The organism is Pantoea sp. nfd-35, from assembly GCF_056892255.1.
Genome location: NZ_CP122403.1, coordinates 3,140,278 through 3,166,027 on the forward strand (window position 1 = coordinate 3,140,278; position 25,750 = coordinate 3,166,027).

At 53.7% G+C, this 25,750-nt stretch carries 20 protein-coding genes, 7 tRNA genes and 1 pseudogene; 25 read left to right on the forward strand and 3 right to left on the reverse strand.

All coding sequences use genetic code 11. From position 1 onward, the window contains the following. Positions 1 to 109: 109 nt before the first annotated feature. A complete protein-coding gene (nagE, locus tag P9J57_RS14650) occupies positions 110 to 2,146 on the reverse strand; it encodes an N-acetylglucosamine-specific PTS transporter subunit IIBC (RefSeq protein WP_014593180.1) in 2,037 nt (678 codons plus the stop codon). Positions 2,147 to 2,471: 325 nt separating this feature from the next. On the opposite strand from nagE, the gene nagB reads away from it, so the two are divergent. The 12 genes from nagB (at position 2,472) to P9J57_RS14710 (ending at position 9,352) form a co-directional block, all read left to right on the forward strand. Next, positions 2,472 to 3,272 (forward strand): glucosamine-6-phosphate deaminase, encoded by an 801-nt coding sequence (gene nagB, locus P9J57_RS14655; protein WP_014593179.1) that lies wholly within the window; start codon positions 2,472 to 2,474, stop codon positions 3,270 to 3,272. A 60-nt stretch (positions 3,273 to 3,332) separates the two neighbouring features. Next, positions 3,333 to 4,481 carry an N-acetylglucosamine-6-phosphate deacetylase gene (nagA, locus tag P9J57_RS14660; protein WP_072138636.1) on the forward strand — a complete coding sequence of 383 codons (1,149 nt, stop codon included), beginning with the start codon at positions 3,333 to 3,335 and terminating at the stop codon, positions 4,479 to 4,481. A 7-nt stretch (positions 4,482 to 4,488) separates the two neighbouring features. Continuing rightward, positions 4,489 to 5,709 (forward strand): DNA-binding transcriptional regulator NagC, encoded by a 1,221-nt coding sequence (gene nagC, locus P9J57_RS14665; protein WP_112899957.1) that lies wholly within the window; start codon positions 4,489 to 4,491, stop codon positions 5,707 to 5,709. 40 nt (positions 5,710 to 5,749) lie between these two features. Then, entirely contained in the window at positions 5,750 to 6,502 is a 753-nt protein-coding gene (locus P9J57_RS14670) for an HAD-IIA family hydrolase (protein WP_013025033.1), read from the forward strand. 304 nt (positions 6,503 to 6,806) lie between these two features. Then, on the forward strand, positions 6,807 to 8,474 hold the full coding sequence (asnB, locus tag P9J57_RS14675) for an asparagine synthase B (RefSeq protein ID WP_013025032.1): 1,668 nt from the start codon (positions 6,807 to 6,809) through the stop codon (positions 8,472 to 8,474). A 218-nt stretch (positions 8,475 to 8,692) separates the two neighbouring features. After that, positions 8,693 to 8,769: transfer RNA gene (locus P9J57_RS14680), tRNA-Met, on the forward strand. 10 nt (positions 8,770 to 8,779) lie between these two features. Next, a tRNA-Leu gene (locus P9J57_RS14685) sits at positions 8,780 to 8,864 on the forward strand. Between the two features lie 22 nt (positions 8,865 to 8,886). Further along, a tRNA-Gln gene (locus P9J57_RS14690) sits at positions 8,887 to 8,961 on the forward strand. Positions 8,962 to 8,995: 34 nt separating this feature from the next. Further along, a tRNA-Gln gene (locus P9J57_RS14695) sits at positions 8,996 to 9,070 on the forward strand. Between the two features lie 22 nt (positions 9,071 to 9,092). Then, a tRNA-Met gene (locus P9J57_RS14700) sits at positions 9,093 to 9,169 on the forward strand. Positions 9,170 to 9,175: 6 nt separating this feature from the next. Beyond that, positions 9,176 to 9,250, forward strand: a tRNA-Gln gene (locus P9J57_RS14705). A gap of 27 nt (positions 9,251 to 9,277) precedes the next feature. After that, a tRNA-Gln gene (locus P9J57_RS14710) sits at positions 9,278 to 9,352 on the forward strand. A gap of 95 nt (positions 9,353 to 9,447) precedes the next feature. Here the strand turns inward: P9J57_RS14710 and ubiF are convergent. Beyond that, positions 9,448 to 10,620: a 3-demethoxyubiquinol 3-hydroxylase gene (gene ubiF / locus P9J57_RS14715; RefSeq protein ID WP_022623693.1), complete on the reverse strand. Its 1,173-nt coding sequence runs from the start codon at positions 10,618 to 10,620 to the stop codon at positions 9,448 to 9,450. A 168-nt stretch (positions 10,621 to 10,788) separates the two neighbouring features. On the opposite strand from ubiF, the gene miaB reads away from it, so the two are divergent. The 9 genes from miaB (at position 10,789) to P9J57_RS14760 (ending at position 20,118) form a co-directional block, all read left to right on the forward strand. Then, positions 10,789 to 12,213, forward strand: coding sequence for a tRNA (N6-isopentenyl adenosine(37)-C2)-methylthiotransferase MiaB (gene miaB / locus P9J57_RS14720; RefSeq protein ID WP_014606307.1), 1,425 nt, complete (start codon positions 10,789 to 10,791; stop codon positions 12,211 to 12,213). A 207-nt stretch (positions 12,214 to 12,420) separates the two neighbouring features. Then, the gene (locus tag P9J57_RS14725; RefSeq protein WP_014606308.1) at positions 12,421 to 13,482 is read left to right on the forward strand and encodes a PhoH family protein; all 1,062 of its coding nucleotides are present in this window, start codon (positions 12,421 to 12,423) and stop codon (positions 13,480 to 13,482) included. Next, a complete protein-coding gene (ybeY, locus tag P9J57_RS14730) occupies positions 13,479 to 13,952 on the forward strand; it encodes an rRNA maturation RNase YbeY (protein ID WP_013025028.1) in 474 nt (157 codons plus the stop codon). Before P9J57_RS14725 ends, ybeY begins: the two co-directional genes overlap by 4 nt. 81 nt (positions 13,953 to 14,033) lie before the next feature. Beyond that, positions 14,034 to 14,915, forward strand: coding sequence for a CNNM family magnesium/cobalt transport protein CorC (gene corC / locus P9J57_RS14735; RefSeq protein WP_014593173.1), 882 nt, complete (start codon positions 14,034 to 14,036; stop codon positions 14,913 to 14,915). A 4-nt stretch (positions 14,916 to 14,919) separates the two neighbouring features. After that, positions 14,920 to 16,443: an apolipoprotein N-acyltransferase gene (gene lnt / locus P9J57_RS14740; protein WP_064374275.1), complete on the forward strand. Its 1,524-nt coding sequence runs from the start codon at positions 14,920 to 14,922 to the stop codon at positions 16,441 to 16,443. Positions 16,444 to 16,924: 481 nt separating this feature from the next. Beyond that, the gene (locus tag P9J57_RS14745) at positions 16,925 to 17,821 is read left to right on the forward strand and encodes an amino acid ABC transporter substrate-binding protein (RefSeq protein ID WP_013025024.1); all 897 of its coding nucleotides are present in this window, start codon (positions 16,925 to 16,927) and stop codon (positions 17,819 to 17,821) included. 153 nt (positions 17,822 to 17,974) lie between these two features. Continuing rightward, entirely contained in the window at positions 17,975 to 18,715 is a 741-nt protein-coding gene (locus tag P9J57_RS14750; RefSeq protein ID WP_013025023.1) for an amino acid ABC transporter permease, read from the forward strand. Next, on the forward strand, positions 18,715 to 19,392 hold the full coding sequence (gene gltK, locus P9J57_RS14755) for a glutamate/aspartate ABC transporter permease GltK (protein WP_112899955.1): 678 nt from the start codon (positions 18,715 to 18,717) through the stop codon (positions 19,390 to 19,392). Before P9J57_RS14750 ends, gltK begins: the two co-directional genes overlap by 1 nt. Then, positions 19,393 to 20,118 (forward strand): amino acid ABC transporter ATP-binding protein, encoded by a 726-nt coding sequence (locus tag P9J57_RS14760; RefSeq protein WP_013025021.1) that lies wholly within the window; start codon positions 19,393 to 19,395, stop codon positions 20,116 to 20,118. Positions 20,119 to 20,151: 33 nt separating this feature from the next. Here the strand turns inward: P9J57_RS14760 and P9J57_RS14765 are convergent, their stop codons facing one another. After that, entirely contained in the window at positions 20,152 to 20,634 is a 483-nt protein-coding gene (locus P9J57_RS14765) for a zinc ribbon-containing protein (protein ID WP_014606311.1), read from the reverse strand. A gap of 222 nt (positions 20,635 to 20,856) precedes the next feature. Here P9J57_RS14765 and leuS point away from each other — a divergent pair. From leuS to nadD, 4 genes and pseudogenes are all read left to right on the forward strand, one after another. Further along, positions 20,857 to 23,440, forward strand: a pseudogene (gene leuS, locus P9J57_RS14770) (leucine--tRNA ligase). 14 nt (positions 23,441 to 23,454) lie between these two features. Beyond that, the gene (gene lptE, locus P9J57_RS14775; protein WP_013025018.1) at positions 23,455 to 24,054 is read left to right on the forward strand and encodes an LPS assembly lipoprotein LptE; all 600 of its coding nucleotides are present in this window, start codon (positions 23,455 to 23,457) and stop codon (positions 24,052 to 24,054) included. Continuing rightward, a complete protein-coding gene (gene holA / locus P9J57_RS14780; protein WP_483279270.1) occupies positions 24,051 to 25,082 on the forward strand; it encodes a DNA polymerase III subunit delta in 1,032 nt (343 codons plus the stop codon). The genes lptE and holA overlap by 4 nt, the downstream gene beginning before the upstream one ends. After that, positions 25,075 to 25,716, forward strand: a complete 642-nt coding sequence (gene nadD / locus P9J57_RS14785; RefSeq protein ID WP_014593165.1) for a nicotinate-nucleotide adenylyltransferase — start codon at positions 25,075 to 25,077, stop codon at positions 25,714 to 25,716. The genes holA and nadD overlap by 8 nt, the downstream gene beginning before the upstream one ends. The last annotated feature ends 34 nt before the right edge of the window (positions 25,717 to 25,750 follow it).

Consider the following 25,750-nt stretch of genomic DNA (forward strand, 5'->3'; position numbering starts at 1 on the left):
AATATCCGGGTATGATCCACAAAGCGTTGCAGAGAAACAACCGTTTGTTGGGCGTTTAAAATAAAAAAGGCAGGAATCGCTTCCTGCCTTTTATTGTTGATACAGCGAATTAGCCTTTAATTTCATACAGCGGGGTTTCACCCGCGATCACCTGGCCCTGCGTCAACAGCGTTAATCCTGCGAAGTCTTCAATATTGCTGACCACCACCGGACTTATCATCGAGCGGGCATGGGCGTTGAGATAGTCAAGATCCATCTCCAGCACCGGCTGACCTGCCGTAACCTGAGCGCCCTCTTCCACTAAACGGGTAAAGCCCTGACCGCCCAGCGCCACGGTATCCAGCCCCATGTGCACCACGATCTCCACCCCATTTTCACTTTCCAGGCAGAACGCATGGTTAGTGTTAAAGATTTTCACCACGGTGCCCGCAATGGGGGCCACAACGCGCTTGTCGCTGGGTTTGATTGCCACACCGTCGCCGACCGCTTTACTGGCAAAAGCCTCATCCGGTACGGCATCCAGCGGCACAATTTCACCGCTTACGGGCGCCACTAAGGTCGCGATAACGCGTTTTTCACTGTTTAACACAGCCTGAGGTTTCACGTCGCTGGCCGCAGCGGGTGCGCTGGCGGTGCTGGCGGTAGCGGCTGCAACCGGGCCTTTCACCAACACTTTTTTCATGGCCATGGCGATACTTTCAGCCTGTGTGCCGACGATTATCTGAACGCTCTGCTTGTTCAGGCGGATGACACCTGAGGCACCCAGGCGTTTCGCCACGCCTTCATTAACCTGCCCGGCATCCTTCACATTCAGACGCAAACGCGTAATGCAGGCATCGATCGCGGTTAAGTTGTCTGAACCGCCCACCGCGCCAATGTAACGACGCGCCAGAGATTCGGTCGCGCTCTCACCGTTGTCGGTAGTATCCACATTCACGTCATAACCATCGGTTTCATCGCCAGCAACCGCCAGCTCACGGCCCGGCGTCATCAGGTTGAATTTTTTGATGGTGAAACGGAACACAACATAGTAGATAACGAAGAACACCAGCCCTTGCGGAATCAGCATGTACCAGTGCGTCGCCAGGGGATTGCGGGATGAGAGCACCATGTCCACCAGCCCCGCGCTGAAACCAAAGCCGGCAATCCAATGCATGCTGGCAGCAATAAACACAGACAGACCGGTCAACACAGCATGGATGACATAGAGTACCGGTGCCACGAACATAAAGGAAAATTCCAGCGGTTCGGTAATGCCGGTAAAGAAGGCGGCAAAAGCCGCCGCCAACATGATCCCGCCGACCTTCGCCCGATTTTCAGGACGAGCACAATGGTAAATCGCCAGCGCTGCGCCGGGTAAACCGAACATCATGATAGGGAAGAAGCCCGCCTGATAACGGCCCGTGATGCCCGGAATAGCGGTGCCATTCGCCAGCGACTGCGCACCGCCGAGGAATTTAGGAATGTCGTTGATGCCCGCGACGTCGAACCAGAACACGGAGTTCAGCGCATGATGTAAGCCTACCGGAATAAGCAATCGGTTGAAGAAGGCATAGACGCCAGCCCCTACCGATCCCAGCTTCTGGATATGCTCACCAAAGCTCACCAGACCATTAAAGATGACTGGCCAGATATACATCAGGATGAACGCGACCAGAATCATCAGGAACGAGACCAGAATCGGGACCAGACGACGGCCGCTGAAGAACGAGAACGCTTTGGGCAGTTCAACATGGCTAAAGCGGTTGTAGACTTCGGCTGACAGAACCCCAACCAGAATACCGACAAACTGATTGCTGATTTTCCCAAAGGCCGCAGGGACGTCAGCCACCGGTATTTTCTGAATCATCGCCACGGCGGCAGGCGAACACAACGTCGTCACGACCAGGAAACCAACAAAGCCGGTGAGTGCGGCCGCGCCGTCTTTATCTTTTGACATACCGTACGCCACGCCAATCGCGAACAGCACTGACATGTTTTCAATGATCGCGCCACCGGATTTAATCAGCAGGGCGGCAAAGGCATTGCCCGCGCCCCAGCTGTCCGGATCGATCCAGTAGCCGATCCCCATAAGTATTGCTGCAGCAGGCAAAGTGGCGACCGGCACCATCAGCGCCCGTCCCACTCGTTGTAAATAACTTAACATTGACCCTTCCCCCTATGAACTGACTCTGTAGCTATGCTGCCGCTTAATGTTGTTATGTCAGCAGCAAGCCTCTTACGGCATTACACTCAATGCTGAGGAGTGTAATAACAATTTAATTCGCTTCACAAATTAATAGCTACTATCTGTGACAATTATCACCATAAATCGATTTTTAAGGTCACTCTCACTGGCTATAAAGGCAAACTTATTTTATGATGCGAAATATCAAGATGTGCGCTTTCTTACACCCTTTGCGCCTGCCACTTCAGGCCTGACCCGCGTATTAGCTGCACGTCTGACCGTTAACTCACATTCGAGGTGCAATATGAGACTGATTCCTTTATCCACCCCAACTCAGGTCGGCAAATGGGCGGCACGCCATATCGTCAATCGCATCAATGCGTTTAATCCCCGTGCTGACAAGCCTTTTATCCTGGGACTGCCCACGGGCGGAACGCCGCTGGAAGCCTATAAACACCTGATTGACATGCACAAAGCGGGCCAGGTCAGCTTTAAACATGTCGTGACCTTTAACATGGACGAATACGTTGGCTTGCCGAAAGAGCATCCGGAAAGCTATCACAGCTTTATGTACCGCAATTTCTTCGACCACGTTGATATCCAACCAGAAAATATCAATTTACTGAATGGTAATGCGCCAGATATTGACGCAGAATGTCGCCGTTATGAAGATAAAATTCGGACACTGGGTAAAATTCACCTGTTTATGGGCGGCGTTGGTAACGATGGGCATATCGCGTTTAATGAACCCGCCTCCTCTCTGTCTTCACGCACCCGGATTAAAACCCTGACGCACGACACGCGCGTAGCGAACTCGCGTTTTTTCAACGGTGATGTGGATCAGGTACCCAAATACGCGCTGACAGTCGGCGTTGGTACGCTGCTGGATGCCGAAGAAGTCATGATCCTGGTCACCGGGCACGTAAAAGCCCAGGCGTTGCAGGCTGCTGTTGAAGGGAACGTGAACCATATGTGGACGATTAGCTGCCTGCAGCTTCATCCTAAATCCGTGGTGGTCTGTGATGAGCCTGCCACCATGGAGCTAAAAGTCAAAACGGTGAAATACTTCCGTGAAATGGAAGCGGAAAATATGCAGGGCGTTTAACACAATCATTTCGTCACCTGCGGTTAGACGCGTTAACGGCAGGCAAGCCGGGAGAACAAGATGTACGCATTAGTGAACGGCCGTATCTACAGCGGCGATGACATTTTCGATCATCATGCTGTCGTCATCGCTGACGGCAAAATTGAGCGGGTTTGCTCTCTGGCAGCCTTGCCGCCAGAAATAGAACAGCAGGATGTTGGGGGCGCGATTATCGCACCCGGCTTTATTGACCTGCAGCTTAACGGCTGTGGAGGCGTGCAGTTTAATGACGATATCAATGCCATCAGCGTGGAAACGCTGGAAACCATGCACCGCGCCAATGTTAAATCCGGCTGCACCAGCTTTCTGCCAACGCTGATTACCAGCAGTGACGAACTCATGGTGCGCGCCGTCGAAACAATGCGCGCCTTTTTGCAGAAGTATCCCCACTTTCTGCTGGGATTACATCTGGAAGGTCCGTGGCTGAACGTCGCCAAAAAAGGCACCCATAACCCTGCCCTTATTCGCCAGCCCGATCCGAAGATGGTCGATTTCCTGTGTGCGAACGCGGATGTGATTAGCAAGGTCACACTGGCGCCAGAAAGCGTCGGAAGCGCCGTGATTCGCCAACTCAGCGACGCCGGTATTGTGGTGTCTGCGGGTCATTCCAATGCCACTTTCGAAGAAGCCAAAGCGGGTTTTGCCGCCGGCATCACCTTTGCGACGCACCTTTATAATGCCATGCCGGCCTTTGCAGGGCGTGAGCCGGGCCTAATCGGTGCGCTGTTTGATGCGCCTGATGTATACTGCGGCATCATTGCGGATGGTTTACATGTTCATTACGCTAACGTTCGTAATGCCAAACGCATTAAGGGTGACAAGCTGGTCCTGGTAACCGATGCCACTGCGCCCGCAGGTGCCACAATCGATAAGTTTATTTTTGCTGGTAAAACAATATATTATCGTGATGGACTCTGTGTTGATGAACATGGCACGCTGAGCGGTTCCGCACTGACGATGATCGAAGCCGTGCAAAACAGCGTTGAACATGCAGGCATTCCACTGGATGAAGCGCTGCGCATGGCATCACTTTATCCGGCACGGGCAATGGGCGTAGAAAAACAGTCAGGCACTATCCAGGCAGGAAAACTCGCCAATCTGACCGTATTTACACGCGACTTTAAAATTATTAAGACGTTAGTCAATGGAGATAACGTCCTGAGCGAGTAAGCACTGAATGACTACTGGCGGCCAGACACAAATTGGAAATGTCGATCTTGTCAAACAACTGAACAGCGCAGCCGTCTACCGGTTAATCGACCAACAGGGACCGATTTCGCGCATTCAGATTGCGGATCTGAGCCAACTCGCGCCCGCCAGTGTGACCAAAATTACCCGCCAGCTTATTGAGCGCGGCCTGATCAAAGAGGTGGACCAGCAGGCGTCCACCGGCGGACGCCGCGCGATCTCCATCGTCACTGAAACCCGTCACTTTCACACTATCGGCGTGCGCCTCGGCCGCAACGATGCGACCTTAACGCTGTTCGATTTAAGCGGCAAATCACTGGCTCAGCAGGATTATCCCCTGCCGCAAACCACGCAGGACACGCTGGAGCAGGCGCTGTTCGATGCCGTTGCGCATTTTATTCAGCAGAGCGAAGCGAAAATTCGTGAGCTGATAGCCATATCGGTGATTCTGCCTGGCCTGGTCGATCCGCATAATGGCGTTATCCGTTATATGCCGCACATTACGGTGGACCAGTGGCCTCTGGTGGCCAACCTGAAAAAACGCTTTAAGGTGACCAGCTTTGTGGGTCATGACATTCGCAGTCTGGCGCTGGCAGAGCACTATTTTGGCGCAACCCGTGATTGTGCTGATTCCATATTAGTGCGACTGCATCGGGGAACGGGCGCAGGGATTATTGCCAACGGACAAATATTCCTGGGCAGTAATGGCAACGTGGGTGAAATCGGCCATATCCAGGTCGATCCGCTCGGGGAACGCTGCCATTGCGGTAACTTTGGCTGCCTTGAAACCATCGCGGCGAATGGCGCCATTGAACAGCGCGTCAGAGATCTGTTGAATAAAGGCTACCCCAGCATATTAACTCAGGATGCCTGCCAGATGCCGCATATCTGTCAGGCGGCGAACCAGGGCGATGCGCTGGCAAGTGAAGTTGTCGAATACGTGGGTCGCTATCTGGGTAAAGCCATTGCTATCGCCATTAACCTGTTTAATCCGCAAAAAATTGTGTTGGCCGGCGAAATTACGGAAGCTGAACGCGTGTTGCTCCCGGCCATAGAAAGTTGCATTAATACCCAGGCGCTGGCGGCCTTCCGTAAACATCTGCCGGTGGTGCGTTCACAACTCGATCACCGCTCCGCGATTGGGGCCTTTGCCCTGGCAAAACGGGCGATGTTAAACGGCATTCTGCTGCAACATCTTTTGGAAGACTAAGCGCGGCCTTACTCAGCGCGGCGCGTATCGGAACCCCTTTATGACGATTAAAAATGTAATTTGTGATATCGATGGCGTGCTGATGCACGACAATACCGCAGTGCCCGGCGCGAAAGAATTTTTGCAGCGCATCCTGGCGAAAGACATGCCATTGGTGGTGCTGACCAATTATCCTTCACAAACGGCGCGTGATTTGGCAAACCGTTTTTCCTCAGCGGGAATCGACATACCGGATTCGGTGTTTTACACCTCAGCCATGGCCACCGCGGACTTTTTACGCCGCCAGGAAGGCAAAAAAGCCTATGTCATTGGCGAAGGTGCGCTGGTACACGAGCTGTATAAAGCCGGTTTTACCATCACTGACGTTAACCCGGATTTCGTTATCGTCGGGGAAACCCGCTCATTCAACTGGGACATGATGCACAAGGCCGCTTTCTTTGTGGCAAACGGCGCGCGGTTCATTGCAACCAATCCCGATACGCATGCCCGGGGCTTTGTGCCCGCCTGTGGCGCACTGTGTGCCGGTATTGAAAAGATTTCAGGTCGCAGGCCATTTTACGTTGGCAAGCCCAGCCCCTACATCATGCGCGCCGCGCTGAACAAGATGCAGGCCCATTCAGAGGAAACGGTTATCGTGGGCGATAATCTTCGTACCGATATCCTCGCTGGTTTTCAGGCCGGTCTGGAAACGATTCTGGTGCTTTCTGGCGTATCCACGCTTACCGACATTGATGCGATGCCTTTCCGTCCTGACTGGATTTTCCCGTCTGTTGCCGATATCGACCTCTTTTGATTCATTTCTCTTATGACGCACTGCCAGATTCTGTGGTGCGTCTCACCTTTATGGCTCTCTGCGCCCGTTATCCTCGCTCAAAAAGCGTGCTGAAATTTCATTTCATTGACGATTCAACAATAAAAACCCAATTCTGTTAGATAAAATTCAATACACCTCGCTACACAACAACATTTTCATCAGCAAAATACGATTCCTCTTGCATTGGGGACCGTAAATAACGCATTTTCTTATACATCACGCAGCAACAGGCTGCCGGACAAACGTAAAATTACATCGCCGCAGGTGAGTTCAGGAGTCAGATATGTGTTCTATTTTTGGTGTGCTGGATCTGAAAAGCGATCCCGTTGAGTTACGTAAAAAAGCATTGGAAAGCTCACGTTTAATGCGTCACCGTGGGCCGGACTGGTCAGGCGTTTACGCCGATGACCACGCCATTCTTGCTCATGAGCGCCTCTCAATTGTTGACGTGAACAACGGTGCACAGCCGCTGTATAACGCTGACCACACCCACGTACTGGCAGTCAATGGTGAGATCTACAACCATCAGGCCCTGCGCGCAAAATTAAGCGATCGCTACGCGTTTCAGACCGGTTCTGACTGCGAAGTGATTCTGGCGCTGTACCAGGAGAAAGGTGTCGATTTTCTTGACGAACTGGAAGGCATGTTTGCCTTCATCCTGTATGACAGCGTCAAAGGCACCTATCTGATTGGCCGTGACCATATCGGTATCATCCCGCTGTATATGGGCAACGATGAGCACGGTAACCTGTTTGTCGCCTCAGAAATGAAAGCGCTGGTGCCGGTGTGCCGTTCAATCAAAGAATTCCCGCCGGGAAGCTACCTTTCCAGCACCGACGGTGAAATTCGTCGTTACTGGCAGCGTGACTGGATGGAATACCAGAACGTTGAGAACAACGTGACCGACGCAGCAGAACTGAAACATGCGCTGGAAGAGTCAGTGAAAAGCCACCTGATGTCCGATGTTCCGTATGGCGTGCTGCTGTCTGGTGGTCTGGACTCGTCAATTATTTCAGCGGTAACCAAACGTTTCGCGGCCAAACGCGTGGAAGATCAGGATAAAAGTGACGCCTGGTGGCCACAGCTGCACTCGTTCGCGGTCGGTCTGGAAGGATCGCCGGATCTGAAAGCGGCCAAACTGGTGGCAGAGCATCTGGGTACGGTGCACCACGAAATTCACTTCACGGTGCAGGAAGGCCTGGATGCGATTCGTGACGTGATCTACCACATTGAAACCTATGATGTGACCACGATTCGCGCCTCCACACCGATGTACCTGATGTCGCGTAAGATTAAAGCCATGGGCATCAAAATGGTGCTGTCGGGCGAAGGGGCTGACGAAGTCTTTGGTGGTTATCTGTATTTCCATAAAGCGCCAAACGCGAAAGAGTTCCATGAGGAGAACGTTCGCAAACTGCTGGCCCTGCATATGTTTGACTGCGCACGCGCCAACAAAGCGATGTCTGCCTGGGGCGTTGAAGCACGCGTGCCGTTCCTGGATAAGAAATTCCTGGATGTCGCCATGCGTATTAACCCACAAGACAAGATGTGCGGCAGCAACGGTAAAATGGAAAAACACATTCTGCGTGAATGCTTCTCCTCTTACCTGCCCGAAAGCGTGGCCTGGCGCCAGAAAGAGCAGTTCTCTGACGGCGTGGGTTACAGCTGGATTGACACACTGAAAGAAGTCGCGGCCAAACAAATCAGCGATCAGCAACTGGCGACGGCGCACTTCCGTTTCCCGTATAACACGCCGGGGTCGAAAGAAGCGTACCTGTACCGTGAAATCTTTGAAGAACTCTTCCCACTGCCGAGCGCTGCCGAGTGCGTACCAGGCGGGCCGTCTGTTGCCTGTTCATCGGCAAAAGCCATCGAGTGGGACGAAGCCTTTAAAAACATGGATGACCCGTCAGGACGTGCCGTAGGCGTTCACCAGTCTGCCTACAAATAAGTGCTATACTGAGTGACAATATGGGCCGTATACGGCCCATCTTTTTTGTTATTGCCGTTGTATTCACTGAAAAATTGCCGAATAAAGCATCACCCTGGTTATAAGCCAGACAAACAGGCGTTTGAAGGCAAAAAACGGCAAAAAACTTGTTGACGCTGTGTAGTCAACTCCGCATAATGCGCCCCGCAACGCCGATGAAGGTTGCGCGAAAAAAAGATGGCTACGTAGCTCAGCTGGTTAGAGCACAGCACTCATAATGCTGGGGTCACAGGTTCGATTCCCGTCGTAGCCACCATCTTTTTTCTGCGGGAGTGGCGAAATTGGTAGACGCACCAGATTTAGGTTCTGGCGCCGCAAGGTGTGCGAGTTCAAGTCTCGCCTCCCGCACCATTTCATGATTCGGCAGCATGGATGGGGTATCGCCAAGCGGTAAGGCACCGGTTTTTGATACCGGCATTCCCTGGTTCGAATCCAGGTACCCCAGCCAATTTCGATGTATCTCGCGGCTGCGAGTGGACGAATGGGATATCGCCAAGCGGTAAGGCACCGGTTTTTGATACCGGCATTCCCTGGTTCGAATCCAGGTATCCCAGCCATCATCGAAAGGCAGTACAATTTGGCTACGTAGCTCAGCTGGTTAGAGCACAGCACTCATAATGCTGGGGTCACAGGTTCGATTCCCGTCGTAGCCACCATTTTCTTGGGGTGTCGCCAAGCGGTAAGGCACTGGTTTCTGATACCAGCATTCCGGGGTTCGAATCCCTGCACCCCAGCCATTTTTAGACAATTTGATTTGACACCATTGGGGTGTCGCCAAGCGGTAAGGCACTGGTTTCTGATACCAGCATTCCGGGGTTCGAATCCCTGCACCCCAGCCAAATTAAGCAACAAAGCCCGCTTCTGCGGGCTTTGTTGTTTTTGTCTTTCGGTCAAACAGGCCACGCATCACCTCAAGGCAACGCGCAGCCGATGCTTACAATCCCAGTGCGTATCGCAAAACCTGACGCTTCAGCACGCCTGAATGCTCAGCGGCAATGAGCCCCAGATTGCGCACCAGCTTTAGCGGCCCAACCTGGTTACTGAAGGTAAAATAGAACAGGTCCATGCCACTCTGCATCAGCAAATTATCGTTGCGCCGCTGGCGTTGATAGCGCAGCAGTATGCGTTCGGATGACCAGTCCTCTGCTTTATTTCGCGCCTCAATCAATACGTCCATTAATGCATCGATATCCCGATAGCCCAGATTGACGCCCTGCCCCGCCAGAGGATTAATGGTGTGCGCGGCATCCCCCACCAGCGCCAGCCCTGGCATAACATAGCGCGAGGCGTGACGACGCACCAGCGGGAAGCCCCCGGCTGCATGGGCATGAAAGCGTCCCAGCCGTGCCGGGAAATGCCGGGCAATTTCTTTTTCCAGCTGCGCCATCGGCATAGTCTGTAGCTGACGAATGCGTGCAGCGGAGTCGTACCACACCAGAGAAGCATGGTTGCCAAACAGCGGCAGAAACGCACGCGGCCCCTGCGGCGTAAAATGCTGCCAGGTGGCATCGCCAGCGGGATGTTCACAGGTGACGCTGACCAGCAGACAGGACTGCGCGTAGCGCCAGCCACGAATGCCGATACCGGCCATTTGCCGCACCTGCGAGTTGGCACCATCGGCCCCCACGACTAATGCCGTGCTGATCGCAGTCCCATTGCTCAATGACAGCGTCCAGCCGCCATTGCAGGGCTGGAGGTCGTCCATCGTCGCCGGGCACAGCAGGGTGATGCCGCGCTGTTCCATCTCTTCCCACAGGGCGCGTTGCAACACATTATTTTCAACCATGTAACCGAGTTCAGGCAGCCCCAGCGATTCGGCGTCGAAATTGACCTGCGCCGTTTGCCACTCCCAGGTTTCAAGTTTGCGATAAGGCGCACAGCGCATCGCCTCAACACGTTGCCAGACGTTGAGCTGTTTCAGGAGTGCCACGGAAGAGGATCCGACCGCGGAAATACGCACATCGGGCAGGCTGTGTGGATCAAAAGGAGGTGGTGTTGCCCGCTCTACAACCGCCACACGAAACTGGTGCTGCGTCAGACCACATGCCAGCGCGGCGCCGACCATGCCACCGCCTACTATCACCACATCAAACCGGTTATCCTGCATAACTTTTTTCCCTCTTATCTGCCGTCACTTTTCAGCACGGTTGTCTTACGGCAAAGTGTACCGGAAAAATCAGACACGATCAGAAAAGCCCTCAGGCTGGTCACATCCGCAGCAAAGCATTACAATACGCCCCCAGCACTTCACTGCACTGATTTAATGGCTAGCTCGATGACAAAAAAACTGCATATCAAAACCTGGGGATGTCAGATGAATGAGTACGATTCATCTAAGATGTCTGACCTACTGAACAGCACGCACGGCTATACCCTGACAGAGGAAGCCGAAGAGGCGGATATTCTGCTGCTCAACACCTGCTCTATCCGCGAGAAAGCGCAGGAGAAGGTCTTCCACCAGTTGGGGCGCTGGAAAAAACTGAAAGAGCGCAACCCGGATTTGATTATCGGTGTCGGCGGCTGCGTTGCGTCACAGGAAGGCGATCATATTCGCCAGCGTGCGCCGTGCGTGGACATCGTCTTTGGTCCGCAAACCCTGCACCGTCTGCCCGAAATGATTAACACCGTGCGCGGCAGCAAAAGTCCGGTTGTGGATATCAGCTTCCCGGAAATCGAAAAGTTTGACCGCCTGCCTGAACCGCGTGCCGAAGGGCCAACCGCGTTTGTCTCCATCATGGAAGGCTGCAACAAATACTGTACGTTCTGCGTGGTGCCTTATACCCGCGGCGAGGAAGTCAGCCGTCCCTCAGATGATATTCTGCTGGAGATCGCCCAACTGGCTGCACAGGGGGTTCGCGAGGTCAACCTGCTCGGTCAGAACGTCAATGCCTATCGCGGCGCAACCTTCGATGGTGACGTTTGCACCTTTGCTGAGCTGTTGCGTCTGGTCGCGGCCATCGACGGCATTGACCGCATTCGTTTCACCACCAGCCACCCGATTGAATTCACTGATGACATCATTGAGGTCTATCGCGATACGCCAGAGTTGGTGAGCTTCCTGCATCTGCCCGTACAGAGCGGTGCCGACCGTATTCTGACGCTGATGAAGCGTGCGCATACCGCGCTGGAATACAAGGCCATCATTCGCAAACTGCGGGCGGCGCGTCCGGATATTGAAATCAGCTCTGACTTTATCATTGGCTTCCCGGGGGAAACCCAGCAGGACTTTGAACAGACCATGAAGCTGATTGGCGATATCAACTTTGATATGAGCTACAGCTTTATCTACTCCGCGCGTCCCGGTACACCGGCGGCAGACCTGCCTGACGACGTCAGCGAAGACGAGAAGAAACAGCGTCTCTATATTCTGCAGGAACGTATCAATCAGCAGGCGATGGCCATCAGCCGTCGTATGATGGGCAGCGTGCAGCGCATTCTGGTCGAGGGCATCTCACGTAAAAACGTGATGGAGCTGACTGGCCGCACCGAAAACAACCGTGTGGTCAACTTTGAAGGGCCCGTGGAGATGATTGGTAAATTTGCCGACGTGGAAATCGTGGACGTTTATACCAACTCACTGCGCGGCAAGCTGGTTCGTACAGAAGAGGAACTGGGCCTGCGTGTGGCGGAAAGCCCGGCGTCCGTTATCGCCCGTACCCGCAAGGAAAACGACATCGGCGTTGGCGTATTCCAGCCCTGATGCTTCGTTTTGTGCGGCGGCCCAGCATTCGCCGCCGCACATTCTGCTGTTTTGCACTTGGTTTATGCCAGTGCCGCCCAAATATCACTTCACAAGCTTGCGCCCCGGCGCTACCGCATAAATAATTTCGTTACGATGCATCCGCTTAACGCGTTTGATGCAGCAGCAAACCCTTTCAACTGGCCCTGAGTGACCCAAAGGATTCGTTTGAATATTGAAACCCGTGAAATCGCCCTTGAACCGGCTGATAACCGCCGTCTGATGAGCCTGTGTGGTCCGTTCGACGATAATGTGAAACAGCTGGAACGTCGTCTTGGCATTGAGATTAATCGCCGTGACAACCAGTTTAAACTGGTTGGTCGGGTGCTGTGTGTGAATGCCGCGGTTGATATCCTGAAAACGCTCTATGTCGATACTGCGCCAGTGCGCGGGGAGATCCCGGATATTGAGCCTGAACAGATTCACCTGGCGATTAAAGAGAGCCGGGTGCTGGAACAAACGGCGGAAAGCGTGCCGGACTATGGTAAGGCGGTCAACATTAAGACCAAACGTGGCGTCATTAAGCCACGTACGCCGAATCAGGCACAGTACATTGCAAATGTTCTCGACCATGACATCACCTTTGGCGTGGGTCCGGCCGGTACGGGTAAAACCTATCTGGCCGTGGCCGCCGCGGTCGATGCGCTGGAGCGTCAGGAGATTCGACGTATCCTGCTGACGCGTCCCGCGGTCGAAGCGGGGGAAAAACTGGGCTTTCTGCCGGGCGACCTGAGTCAGAAAGTGGACCCGTATCTGCGCCCTCTTTATGACGCCCTGTTTGAGATGTTGGGATTCGAGAAGGTCGAGAAACTCATGGAGCGCAACGTCATTGAAGTGGCCCCGCTGGCCTACATGCGCGGCCGTACGCTCAATGACGCCTTCATTATTCTTGATGAAAGTCAGAACACCACTATCGAGCAGATGAAGATGTTTCTGACCCGTATTGGCTTTAACTCTAAAGCGGTCATCACCGGTGACGTGACGCAGATTGACCTGCCGCGCCACACGAAATCCGGTTTACGTCATGCCATTGAGGTGCTGTCTGAAGTGGAAGAGATCAGCTTCAACTTCTTCCACAGCGAAGACGTTGTGCGTCATCCCGTAGTGGCACGCATTGTGACCGCTTATGAAGCCTGGGAAGAAGCCGATCAAAAACGCCGCGATCAGCAAGCGGAAGAGCGTAAACGTGATGCCCTTGCGGCCCAGCACAGCGCCCAGGAGAATTCATGAGCGACGTGATCCTCGATCTGCAGCTGGCCTGCGAGCAGACCGATAATTTACCGACTGAAAGCCAGTTTCAACGCTGGCTGGAAGCGGCGGTAACGCCCTTCCAGCCAGAAAGTGAAGTGACCATTCGTCTGGTGGATGAAGCCGAAAGTCATGAACTTAATCTGACCTATCGGGGCAAAGATAAACCGACCAATGTGCTGTCATTTCCCTTTGAAGCCCCGCCCGGCATTGAATTACCGCTGTTAGGCGATCTGATCATTTGTCGTCAGGTCGTTGAGCAGGAAGCGCAGGAGCAGGGAAAAACCCCAGAAGCCCACTGGGCGCACATGGTGATCCATGGCACGCTGCATCTGTTGGGTTATGATCACATTGAAGACAGTGAAGCCGAAGAGATGGAAGGTATTGAGACAGAGATAATGCTTGCTCTTGGTTATCCTGATCCGTACATTTCGGAGAAAGAAAACACCTGAGTATCTGATTCAGGCCACCCTGCTGCTGGTGAACAGGCCGGCAGCGTAATTTCCTTACCAGAGAGATCTTTAAAAACCGCCATGAGCGACGACCATTCTCAAAACAGCGATGCACCCAGTAGTAAAAAGGGATTTTTTTCCCTTCTCATCAACCAACTGTTCCACGGTGAACCTAAAAACCGTGACGAGCTACTGGGCCTGATCCGTGACTCCAATCAAAAAGATCTGATTGATCAGGATACCCGGGACATGCTCGAGGGCGTGCTGGATATTGCAGAACAGCGCGTGCGTGACATCATGATCCCCCGCTCCCAGATGATTACGCTGAAACGTAATCAGAACCTGGAAGAGTGCCTCAGCGTGATTATCGATTCCGCGCACTCCCGCTTTCCGGTCATCAGCGAAGACAAAGACCACGTTGAAGGGATCCTGATGGCGAAAGATCTGCTGCCGTTTATGAGCAGCGAATCTGAGCCTTTCAGCGTGGAAAAAGTCCTGCGTCCGGCGGTCGTGGTCCCTGAGAGCAAGCGCGTTGACCGCATGCTGAAAGAGTTTCGCTCCCAGCGCTATCATATGGCGATTGTGATCGATGAGTTTGGTGGTGTGTCCGGGCTGGTCACGATTGAAGATATTCTGGAACTGATAGTGGGCGAAATCGAAGACGAATATGACGATGAAGAAGATCGTGATATCCGCCAGCTCAACCGTCAGACTTATACCGTTCGGGCACTTACCCCGATTGAAGATTTCAACGAGGTATTTGGCACCCAGTTCAGCGACGATGAAGTGGATACCATCGGTGGACTGGTGATGCAGGGCTTTGGTCACCTGCCGGCGCGCGGCGAAAGCATCGACATCGATGGTTACCAGTTCAAAGTTGCCATGGCTGACAGCCGTCGTATCATCCAGGTTCACGTAAAAATTCCGGAAAATTCGGCGCAACCTCAACTGGATGACGAATAAATTTATGGCATTAGCCTCACTTTACCAGCAGCAGCGGGTCCGTCTGCTGCTGGCTTTACTCAGCGGTGCCTGCGGCACGCTGGCGTTTTCCCCCTATGATTTTTGGCCTGCCGCCCTCGTCTCGCTTTGTGGGTTGCAAATCCTTACGTTAAACCGCACCAGCCCGCAGGCCAGCGCCATAGGTTTCATCTGGGGGTTTGGCCTTTTTGGCAGCGGTATCAACTGGGTCTATGTCAGTATCGCTACCTTTGGCGGAATGCCAGGCCCGGTTAACGTATTCCTGGTGGTTTTGCTCGCGGCTTATCTGGCTATTTATCCGGCGCTGTTTGCCGGACTGCTCAACCGCATTTGGCCGCGAACTACCCTGTGGCGACTGGCCCTGGCCGCCCCGGCACTGTGGCAGATCACCGAATTTTTACGCGGCTGGATATTAACCGGCTTTCCGTGGCTGCAGTTCGGCTATAGCCAGATTAACGGCCCGTTAAAAGGGATTGCGCCCCTGGCCGGTGTGGAAACCATCACCTTCCTGCTGATGATCGTTGCGGGCTTACTGGTTTATGCTCTGCAGCAACGCCATCTTAAAAGCCTGCTGGGCGCGTTGGCATTACTGGCGGTATGCTGGCCGTTACGCTATCTGCACTGGTATCAGGCGCTGCCGAAGCAGGCGGTAAACGTGGCGCTGGTACAGGGTGATATTCCCCAGTCAATGAAGTGGGATCCGCAGCAGCTGCTAAATACCCTGCGCATCTACAGCGATTTGAGTCAGCCGCTGATGGGCAAAGCCCCCATTATTATCTGGCCTGAGTCGGCCATTACCGATCTGGAAAGCAACCAGCAGCCTTTTCTGCGTTCGCTGGATAATGAACTGCGCGCGCGCGGCAGCTCGCTGGTAACCGGCATCGTCGATTCACGGCTGGAACAGAATCGTTACCACGACTACAACACGGTCATCGTGCTGGGCGGCCCGAAACCCTATAACTACTACAGCACTAACCGCTACCAAAAAAACCACCTGGTACCGTTTGGGGAATTCGTGCCCATGGCCGATCTGCTGCGTCCGCTGGCCCCTTTCTTTGATTTGCCGATGTCCGCCTTTAGCCGCGGCGCTTATCTGCAACCTCAGCTTAATGTGGCGAATTATCATCTGACCACGGCCATTTGCTATGAGATTGTGTTGGGTGAACAGGTGCGCGCTAACTTCCGTCCGGATACCAATTTCCTGTTAACCGTTTCTAACGACGCCTGGTTTGGTCACTCGATTGGCCCCTGGCAGCATTTCCAGATGGCGCGTATGCGAGCGCTGGAACTGGGCAGGCCACTTCTGCGCGGCACTAACAACGGCGTAACGGCCGTGGTGAATGCCGATGGCGATGTGGAGAAAGTGCTGCCCCAGTTCACCCGGGATGTTTTAGTGGATAACGTGACGCCCACCCGCGGTGAAACACCCTATTCCAAAGCCGGCATCTGGCCGGTGTGGTTGGCCGCGCTGCTGAGCGGCGTCATTGCCTTTATCAGGCGTAACCGCTAATCCTCTGCGGCGAAGCGCTGTTTCGCCGCCTCTTTTTCTGTCCGCTTCTGCCTCTGCCTCTGCCTCTGCCTCTGCCTCTGCCTCTGCCTCTGCCTCTGCCTCTGCCTCTGCCTCTGCCTCTGCCTCTGCCTCTGCAGTAAAACGGCCATTTCACCCAATTGTCATTTTGTTTTGGCACGATGATTGCAAAATGTTTCTGTATTCATCGACATTCGGGCCAGTTAACGGACTAGACGCACTAAAAAGAGTCCAGATGCGCACCTTTTACGTGCAATGGCGATTATTTGCCTTTTTTTGGTGCGAATGACATCGCAAAAAAGAAACTTTTTTGTTTCATTGAGTTAACAATCCGCTATGTTAGTGAATATTCTTAGCGCAGTCGCGCGAAGGGATAACAAAAAAAGCAGCGCAAAATACACACAACATCACACAATCAGTACAGGGTAGATCCTGTGCACTTTCCACATGAAGGAGTTGGAACATGCAATTACGCAAAGTGGCATTATCTCTTCTGCTGTTAAGCGCAGCGGCGGGAGCGGCCCAGGCGGAAGATCTGAGCGGTACCCTGAAGAAAATCAATGACAATGGCGTCATTGTCATCGGGCATCGTGAATCATCAGTTCCCTTTTCTTATTACGACAACCAGCAAAAGGTCGTTGGCTATTCTCAGGCGTATTCAAACGCTATCGCAGAAGCTATTAAAGCCAAGTTAAATAAGCCCGATCTGCAAATCAAAATGATCCCGATCACCTCGCAAAACCGTATTCCCCTGCTGCAAAACGGCACATACGATTACGAATGTGGCTCTACCACTAACAATCTTGAGCGCCAGAAACAGGCGGCGTTCTCCGATACCATTTTTGTTATCGGCACCCGTTTGCTGGTTAAGAAAGGCAGCCCGATCAAAGATTTTGACGATTTGAAAGGCAAAACCGTTGTAGTGACCTCGGGTACCACGTCAGAAGTGCTGCTGCACAAACTGAACGACGAGAAAAAGATGGATATGCGCATCATCAGCGCCAAAGACCATGGTGATTCATTCCGCACGCTGGAAACCGGTCGCGCCGTGGCCTTTATGATGGATGATGCCCTGCTGGCAGGCGAACGCGCCAAAGCGAAAAAGCCGGATGACTGGGTCATCATCGGTACGCCACAGTCTAAAGAAGCCTATGGCTGTATGCTGCGTAAAGACGATCCGCAGTTCAAAGCCCTGGTCGATGACACCATTGCCAAAGCCCAGACCTCCGGTCAGGCAGAGAAATGGTTCGACACCTGGTTTAAACAGCCTATTCCGCCAAAAAACCTGAACATGAACTTTGAACTGTCTGACGACATGAAAACACTGTTCAAAACGCCGAATGACAAGGCACTGAATTAACAACGATAACAAGGGCGGCCTCGTCGCCCTCTCGATTGCTGAAACCGCGGCGTGGACAGACAGCCTGAACGGGTCGTTCCCCCGAATCAGGCGAAATTAGCCGCTCATCAATCTTCAGGGTAGCTCTGCTACCCTTTTTTACCGGAGCTCGTTATGGGTATCGATTGGAACTGGGGCATATTTCTCGAACAGGCCCCGTTCGGTAATACCACCTATCTCGGCTGGCTGTGGTCCGGTTTTCAGGTGACGATTGCCGTCTCCTGTTGTGCCTGGATTATTGCTTTCTGTGTGGGTTCATTTTTCGGCATTCTGCGTACTGTGCCTAATCGTCTGTTATCAACGATAGGAACCTGCTATGTCGAACTGTTTCGTAATATCCCCCTGATTGTTCAGTTCTTCTTCTGGTATTTGGTTGCGCCAGAGTTGGTAGGGCAGGATCTGGGGATGTGGTTTAAGTCGGAGCTGGATCCCAATCTGCAATTCTTTATCTCCTCTGTTGTCTGTCTGGGACTGTTCACCGCTGCCCGTGTGTGCGAGCAGGTGCGTGCAGCCATTCAGTCTTTACCGCGTGGACAAAAGAATGCCGGGCTGGCCATGGGGCTGACGCTGCCCCAAACCTATCGCTATGTGCTGTTGCCCAATGCTTACCGGGTGATCGTGCCGCCAATGACGTCAGAAATGCTTAATCTGGTGAAAAACTCGGCTATTGCCTCGACGATCGGCCTGGTGGATATGGCGGCTCAGGCCGGCAAACTGCTGGACTATTCCTCGCACGCCTACGAATCCTTTACGGCGATTACCCTGGCTTACGTGGGAATTAACCTGGTGATTATGGTACTGATGGGCCTGGTCGAACGCAAAGTGCGCCTGCCTGGCAACGTGGGAGGCAAATAATGTACGCATTTGACTGGAGTTCGATTCCTCCCAGCCTGCCTTATCTGTTCAGTGGCCTGATGATCACCTTTAAGATCACCCTGACGGCCGTTGTGTTTGGCATCCTGTGGGGCACCCTGCTGGCGGTGATGCGCCTGTCCACTTTTAAACCTGTCAGTTGGTTTGCCAAAGTGTATGTCAACCTGTTCCGCTCAGTGCCGCTGGTGATGGTGCTGCTGTGGTTTTATCTGGTCGTTCCCAGCTTTTTACAGCAGGTGCTGGGGATTTCGCCCAAGACCGACATCCGCCTGATCTCAGCAATGGTGGCCTTTTCCCTGTTTGAAGCCGCCTACTATTCTGAAATCATTCGTGCCGGGATTATCAGTATCGCGCGTGGGCAGTCCAGCGCTGCGCTGGCGCTGGGAATGACGCAGTGGCAGTCGATGAGGCTGGTTATTCTTCCTCAGGCGTTTCGCGCCATGGTGCCGCTGTTACTGACGCAGGGCATCGTCCTGTTTCAGGATACCTCGCTGGTTTATGTATTGAGTCTGGCTGACTTCTTCCGTACCGCTTCCACCATTGGCGAGCGTGACGGCACCCAGGTAGAAATGATTTTGTTTGCTGGTCTGGTCTACTTTGTGATCAGCCTGAGCGCGTCGCTGTTGGTCAGCTATCTAAAAAGAAAAAGGACGGTTTAAATGATTAACCTGAAAAACGTTTCCAAGTGGTATGGTCAATTTCAGGTGCTAACCGACTGCTCTACCGAGGTTCAGACCGGTGAAGTGGTGGTGGTATGTGGACCGTCAGGTTCCGGCAAATCAACCCTGATTAAAACCGTCAATGGCCTGGAGCCGATCCAGCAGGGCAGCATTACGGTAAACGGCACAGAGGTAAACAATAAAAAAACCAATCTGGCCACGCTGCGCAGCAAAGTCGGCATGGTGTTTCAGCATTTCGAACTGTTTCCTCACCTGAGCATTATCGACAATCTGGTACTGGCGCAGGTCAAAGTGCTGAAGCGTGATAAAGCCGCCGCCCGTGATAAAGGCCTCAAGCTTCTGACTCGCGTCGGTCTGTCTGCCCATGCGGAAAAGTTTCCCGGACAGCTTTCCGGCGGTCAGCAGCAGCGTGTCGCCATTGCCCGGGCGCTGTGTATGGATCCCATTGCCATGTTGTTCGATGAACCCACATCGGCGCTGGATCCTGAAATGATCAACGAAGTGCTGGACGTGATGGTGGAACTGGCGCAGGAAGGCATGACCATGATGGTTGTTACGCACGAAATGGGCTTTGCCCGTAAGGTAGCCAACCGGGTCATCTTTATGGATGAAGGCAAAATTATTGAAGACACGAATAAAGACGACTTCTTTAATAATCCGCAGTCAGAACGGGCGAAGGATTTCCTGGCAAAAATTCTGCACTAAAAAACAGGCGGGCACCCTGCCCGCCTGCTTCTTTTACGGCTCAAAAGGCTGACGATAAAACTGATCGTGGTGACATTCCGGGCAGCGCGACAGGGTTTCTGGCGTATAAATCGCCCGGGTAAAATGGCATTTTTCGCAGACCAGGTTGCCCAGGCCCACCACCTCACCACTTTGGTAAACGCCGTGGTGTTGCAAATCCTGAAAGACTTCCCGCCATTCCAGCTGACTTTTATCGGTGATGTCCGCCAGCTCTTTCCAGATGCTTTCCCGGATCACGCGCATAAAGACCGAGTCCGCCACCGGTTCTTCTGCTTCGGCATAGTTACGACCAAACTCCGCCAAATCGCGGCGCACCGACGCCAGCGCCCGATCGATTTCGTCCGGTGTCAGATCGGAGTGCGCACGTAAATGACTGCGTCTATCTTCTACCAGCGTATCCAGATCGCGATCGCCGTGGCGAAGACGTTCGGTTAATACCGCCAACGACTCATGATACTCCTGTGCCACTTTATTCATTTTATTCTCCTTTTTGCGCTCGGTACCTGTACTAAGTTTAGCTACTTTGTCACATTTGCCCGGTTCCCTGGGTAAGGAATGGTAAAAGAGTGAAAGCACTGACGCTTTGACGATAAATCGCCTCTGCAAAAGTGGGAAGTGTTGTTGATGCGCGGCCTTATGGGTATGCTATGCGGATCGTAAAGTCAGCAAAGTGTCATCTATTAAGGACCACAGGCAGCCATGCAAGAGCAATACCGCCCGGAAGAGATTGAATCCCGCGTTCAGCAGCAGTGGGATGAAAACGAAACGTTTAAAGTGACTGAGCAGGAAGGCAAAGAGAAATATTATTGCCTGTCCATGTTGCCCTATCCTTCTGGCCGCCTTCATATGGGTCACGTTCGTAACTACACCATCGGCGACGTCATTGCGCGTTATCAGCGCATGCTCGGCAAAAATGTGCTGCAGCCTATCGGTTGGGATGCGTTCGGTCTGCCTGCGGAAGGCGCGGCGGTAAAAAACAACACTGCGCCCGCCCCCTGGACTTATGACAACATCGCGTATATGAAAAACCAGCTTAAACTGCTGGGCTTTGGCTATGACTGGAGCCGCGAACTGGCGACCTGTCAGCCAGAGTATTACCGCTGGGAACAGTGGTTCTTTACCAAACTCTATGAGAAAGGCCTGGTTTACAAAAAAACCTCGGCGGTGAACTGGTGCCCGAACGACCAGACGGTACTGGCCAACGAGCAGGTTATTGACGGCTGCTGCTGGCGCTGTGACACCAAAGTTGAGCGTAAAGAGATCCCACAGTGGTTTATCAAAATCACCGATTACGCCGAAGAGCTGTTAAACGATCTGGATACGCTGGAAGAGTGGCCTGAGCAGGTCAAAACCATGCAGCGTAACTGGATCGGCCGCTCTGAAGGCGTGGAAATCACTTTTGACGTGGCGGACAGCCTTGAGAAAGTCACGGTTTATACCACGCGTCCAGATACCTTCTACGGCGCGACCTATGTCGCCGTGGCCGCCGGTCATCCGCTGGCGCTGCAGGCGGCTGCCAGCAATCCTGCCCTCGCTGACTTTATTGCCGAATGCCGCAATACCAAAGTGGCCGAAGCCGATATGGCCACCATGGAAAAGAAAGGCATGGCCACTGGCCTGTCTGCGGTGCACCCGTTAACAGGTGAGGCTGTTCCTGTCTGGGTCGCGAACTTTGTGCTGATGGAGTACGGCACGGGTGCCGTGATGGCGGTTCCGGCACATGACCAGCGTGACTGGGAGTTTGCCCACGAAATACGATCTGCCGATCAAGCCGGTGATCCTGAACCTGGACGGCAGCGAGCCGGACGTAAGCACTGGCGCAATGACCGATAAAGGTACGCTGTTTAACTCCGCCGAGTGCAGCGGTCTGGATCACAGTGCCGGTTTCAACGCCATTGCGGATGCGCTGGCGGCGAAAGGTGTTGGCGTACGTAAAGTCAATTATCGCCTGCGCGACTGGGGTGTTTCCCGTCAACGCTACTGGGGCGCGCCCATTCCGATGGTGACGCTGGAAGATGGCACCGTGATGCCCACGCCAGAAGATCAGCTTCCGGTTATCCTGCCTGAAGATGTGGTCATGGACGGCATCACCAGCCCGATTAAGGCCGATCCCGAGTGGGCAAAGACCACCGTGAACGGTCAGCCGGCCCTGCGCGAAACCGATACCTTTGACACCTTCATGGAGTCTTCATGGTATTACGCGCGCTACACCTGTGCGGACTATAAAGATGGCATGCTGGACCCGGCTGCAGCGAACTACTGGCTGCCAGTGGATCAGTATGTGGGCGGTATCGAACACGCCATCATGCACCTGATGTATTTCCGTTTCTTCCATAAGCTGCTGCGCGATGCCGGTCTGGTAAACTCGAATGAGCCTGCTAAACGTCTGCTGTGCCAGGGCATGGTATTGGCGGATGCGTTCTACTATCTGGGCGTCAACGGCGAACGTAACTGGGTTTCCCCGGTGGATGTCACCGTCGAGCGCGATGAGAAAGGCCGCATTACCAAAGCCGTGGACACCCAGGGCCGTGAGGTGATCTACGCAGGCATGAGCAAAATGTCGAAGTCGAAAAACAACGGCATTGACCCACAGTTGATGGTTGAGCGCTACGGCGCCGATACCGTACGTCTGTTTATGATGTTTGCCTCACCGGCCGACATGACGCTGGAGTGGCAGGAATCCGGTGTTGAAGGCGCGAACCGCTTCCTGAAGCGCGTCTGGAAACTGGCCTATGACCATTCACAGAAAGGCGCGACCGTCGCTCTGGACGTTGCCAGCCTGAACGATGATCAGAAAGGCTTACGTCGCGATCTGCATAAAACTATTGCCAAAGTGTCCGACGATATCGGCCGCCGTCAGACCTTTAACACCGCGATTGCCGCCGTGATGGAACTGATGAACAAGCTGACGCGTGCACCCCAGGACAGCGAACAGGATCGTGCACTGATGCAGGAAGCGTTACTCGCCGTGACGCGTTTACTGTATCCGTTCACGCCTCATGCCTGCTTCGTACTGTGGCAAACGCTGGGCGGCCAAGGCACCATCGACAATGCAGAATGGCCGGTTGCCGATGACGCCGCGATGGTTGAGGACGCCTTATTGGTTGTCGTGCAGGTTAACGGTAAAGTCCGTGGTAAAATTACCGTGGCAGCCGATGCTACCCAGGAACAGGTTCAGGCTCGTGCGGCTGAGGAACCATTAGTGGCGAAATACCTTGATGGTGTTAGCATTCGTAAAGTCATTTATGTACCGGGCAAACTGCTTAACCTGGTTGTGGGTTAAGTTCAGGAGGAACTGTGCGACATCCGATTATCAGGTTGTTTGTCATGCTGGCGGTGGTGATCACCGCCGGCTGTGGTTTTCATCCGCGCGGCACCACTCAGGTGCCAACCGAACTGAGAACGCTGATTTTAGACAGTGGTGACCCTTATGGCCCGCTGACGCGTACCGTGCGCCAACAGCTGCGGATTAACAACGTCAATATTGTTGAGGCGACGCAGAAAAACAGCCTGACCGTCCCGACGATGCGTCTTGGTGGAGAAGCACAAAGCCGCAGTACCGCATCCGTATTTATCAGCGGTACCACAGCAGAGTATCAGTTGACGATGTCGGTTTCTGCTCAGGTGCTGATCCCCAATAAAGGGATCTATCCGATCAGCGCAACCGTCTACCGCTCGTTCTTTGATAACCCGAACGCGGCGCTGGCGAAAGATGCTGAGCAGGACATGATTATGCAGGAGATGCGTCAGCGCGCTGCCGAACAGCTGGTTCGTAAGCTGCTTACCGTGCATGCCGCGCAGATGGAAAATCAGCAGATGCCCTCTACATCGACGGTTTCAAAAGCGGTTCAGCCTGCTGCCGGGGTCTCTTCCTCTGCGGCAACTATGTCGAAATGATCAGGATTTATCCGGAACAATTCAGCGCGCAACTCCGTGAGGGGCTGCGCGCCTGTTATTTATTAACCGGTAATGAACCCTTACTGTTGCAGGAAAGTGCAGATGCGATTCGGGCCAGTGCCCTGGCACAGGGCTTTGAAGAACATCTGAGTTTTACACTGGATGCGCAGACCGACTGGGACAGCCTGTTTATGAGCTGCCAGTCGCTGAGCCTGTTTGCCCAGCGTCAAACGTTAACGTTGCAGTTCCCGGAAAATGGCCCTAACGCGGCGATTGCCGAGCAGTTGATCAAGCTGGCCCCGCTGCTTCACGCCGATATTTTGCTGATTTGCCGAATGGCGAAGCTCAGTAAAGCCCAGGAAAACAGTGCCTGGTTTAAAGCGCTTTCCGCTCATGCCGTGCTGGTCCCCTGCCAGACACCCGAACAGGCTCAGCTCCCCCGCTGGGTTGTCAGCCGAGCAAAAACCCTCAAGCTCGATATCGATGATGCGGCCGTCCAGCTGTTGTGTTACTGCTATGAAGGTAATCTGCTGGCTCTGGCCCAGGCGCTTGAACGGCTGTCACTGCAATGGCCCGATGGCAAACTGACCCTGCCGCGCGTTGAAGCCGCCGTCAGCGATGCCGCTCACTTCACGCCCTACCACTGGGTGGATGCGCTACTCGGCGGCAAAAGCCGCCGCGCCTTGCACATCCTGCAGCAGTTAGAAAGAGAAGAGAGCGAAGTGGCGATATTGCTCCGCACCCTGCAGCGCGATTTGATGACCCTGCTGCATCTGCAACGGCATCAGTCGCAACAGCCGCTGCGTACGCTAATGGATCAGCAGCGTATCTGGCAAAACCGTCGCAACCTGTTTACGGAAGCACTTCAGCGCCTTGACGCCTCCAGGCTACAGCAGGCCATTCATCTGTTGATGCAAACCGAACTTACTCTAAAGCAGGATTATGGTCAGTCGGTCTGGCCGCAGTTGCAGACGCTGTCGATGTTGATTGCCAATCGCGCTTTCCCTGCGAGCCTCGCCCATGTCTGATTTACACGCGCTGTTTGGCGGTACCTTCGATCCTGTGCATTTTGGTCATCTGCGCCCGGTGGAAACGCTGGCCGGGCAAATTGGCCTGTCGAGGATCACACTGCTGCCCAATAATGTGCCGCCGCACCGGCCCCAACCAGAGGCCAGTCCGCAGCAGCGGGTTGAAATGCTCGAGTGCGCTATTCGCGATTTGCCGCTTTTTGACATCGACACGCGGGAATTACAGCGTGATACGCCCTCGTGGACGGTCGATACCTTAGAAGCGCTGCGTGCCGAACGGGGTGAACAACCTCTGGGCTTTATTATTGGTCAGGATTCTCTGCTGTCGCTGGAAAAATGGCATCGCTGGCAGGAGCTGCTTAGCCTGTGCCATCTTTTGGTCTGCAAGCGACCGGGCTATCCGACGGAAATGGCGTCTCCAGCAATGCAACGCTGGCTGGACAGCCATGTAACACAAGACAGCCAGCAGCTTCACCAACGTCCTGCAGGGGCGATCTGGCTGGCGGAAACCCCGCTTTATGCAATATCGGCCACCGAGATCAGACAGCGCCGCCATCAGCACCTCGCCTGCGACGATTTATTGCCCGCCTCTGTGATAACCTACATCGACCGCGCCGGCTTATATCGCGACTGATATGGGCGTGATATACTGCGCCGCTAAATTTTTT

Coding starts and splice junctions, on each gene's coding strand:
- ubiF (WP_022623693.1), bottom strand. CDS start 10,620: ATGCAGGATAACCGGTTTGATGTGGTGATAGTAGGCGGTGGCATGGTC.
- P9J57_RS14745 (WP_013025024.1), top strand. CDS start 16,925: ATGCAATTACGCAAAGTGGCATTATCTCTTCTGCTGTTAAGCGCAGCG.
- ybeY (WP_013025028.1), top strand. CDS start 13,479: ATGAGCGACGTGATCCTCGATCTGCAGCTGGCCTGCGAGCAGACCGAT.
- corC (WP_014593173.1), top strand. CDS start 14,034: ATGAGCGACGACCATTCTCAAAACAGCGATGCACCCAGTAGTAAAAAG.
- asnB (WP_013025032.1), top strand. CDS start 6,807: ATGTGTTCTATTTTTGGTGTGCTGGATCTGAAAAGCGATCCCGTTGAG.
- nadD (WP_014593165.1), top strand. CDS start 25,075: ATGTCTGATTTACACGCGCTGTTTGGCGGTACCTTCGATCCTGTGCAT.
- nagB (WP_014593179.1), top strand. CDS start 2,472: ATGAGACTGATTCCTTTATCCACCCCAACTCAGGTCGGCAAATGGGCG.
- P9J57_RS14750 (WP_013025023.1), top strand. CDS start 17,975: ATGGGTATCGATTGGAACTGGGGCATATTTCTCGAACAGGCCCCGTTC.
- gltK (WP_112899955.1), top strand. CDS start 18,715: ATGTACGCATTTGACTGGAGTTCGATTCCTCCCAGCCTGCCTTATCTG.
- nagC (WP_112899957.1), top strand. CDS start 4,489: ATGACTACTGGCGGCCAGACACAAATTGGAAATGTCGATCTTGTCAAA.
- holA (WP_483279270.1), top strand. CDS start 24,051: ATGATCAGGATTTATCCGGAACAATTCAGCGCGCAACTCCGTGAGGGG.
- nagA (WP_072138636.1), top strand. CDS start 3,333: ATGTACGCATTAGTGAACGGCCGTATCTACAGCGGCGATGACATTTTC.
- P9J57_RS14765 (WP_014606311.1), bottom strand. CDS start 20,634: ATGAATAAAGTGGCACAGGAGTATCATGAGTCGTTGGCGGTATTAACC.
- P9J57_RS14670 (WP_013025033.1), top strand. CDS start 5,750: ATGACGATTAAAAATGTAATTTGTGATATCGATGGCGTGCTGATGCAC.
- P9J57_RS14760 (WP_013025021.1), top strand. CDS start 19,393: ATGATTAACCTGAAAAACGTTTCCAAGTGGTATGGTCAATTTCAGGTG.
- lnt (WP_064374275.1), top strand. CDS start 14,920: ATGGCATTAGCCTCACTTTACCAGCAGCAGCGGGTCCGTCTGCTGCTG.
- miaB (WP_014606307.1), top strand. CDS start 10,789: ATGACAAAAAAACTGCATATCAAAACCTGGGGATGTCAGATGAATGAG.
- nagE (WP_014593180.1), bottom strand. CDS start 2,146: ATGTTAAGTTATTTACAACGAGTGGGACGGGCGCTGATGGTGCCGGTC.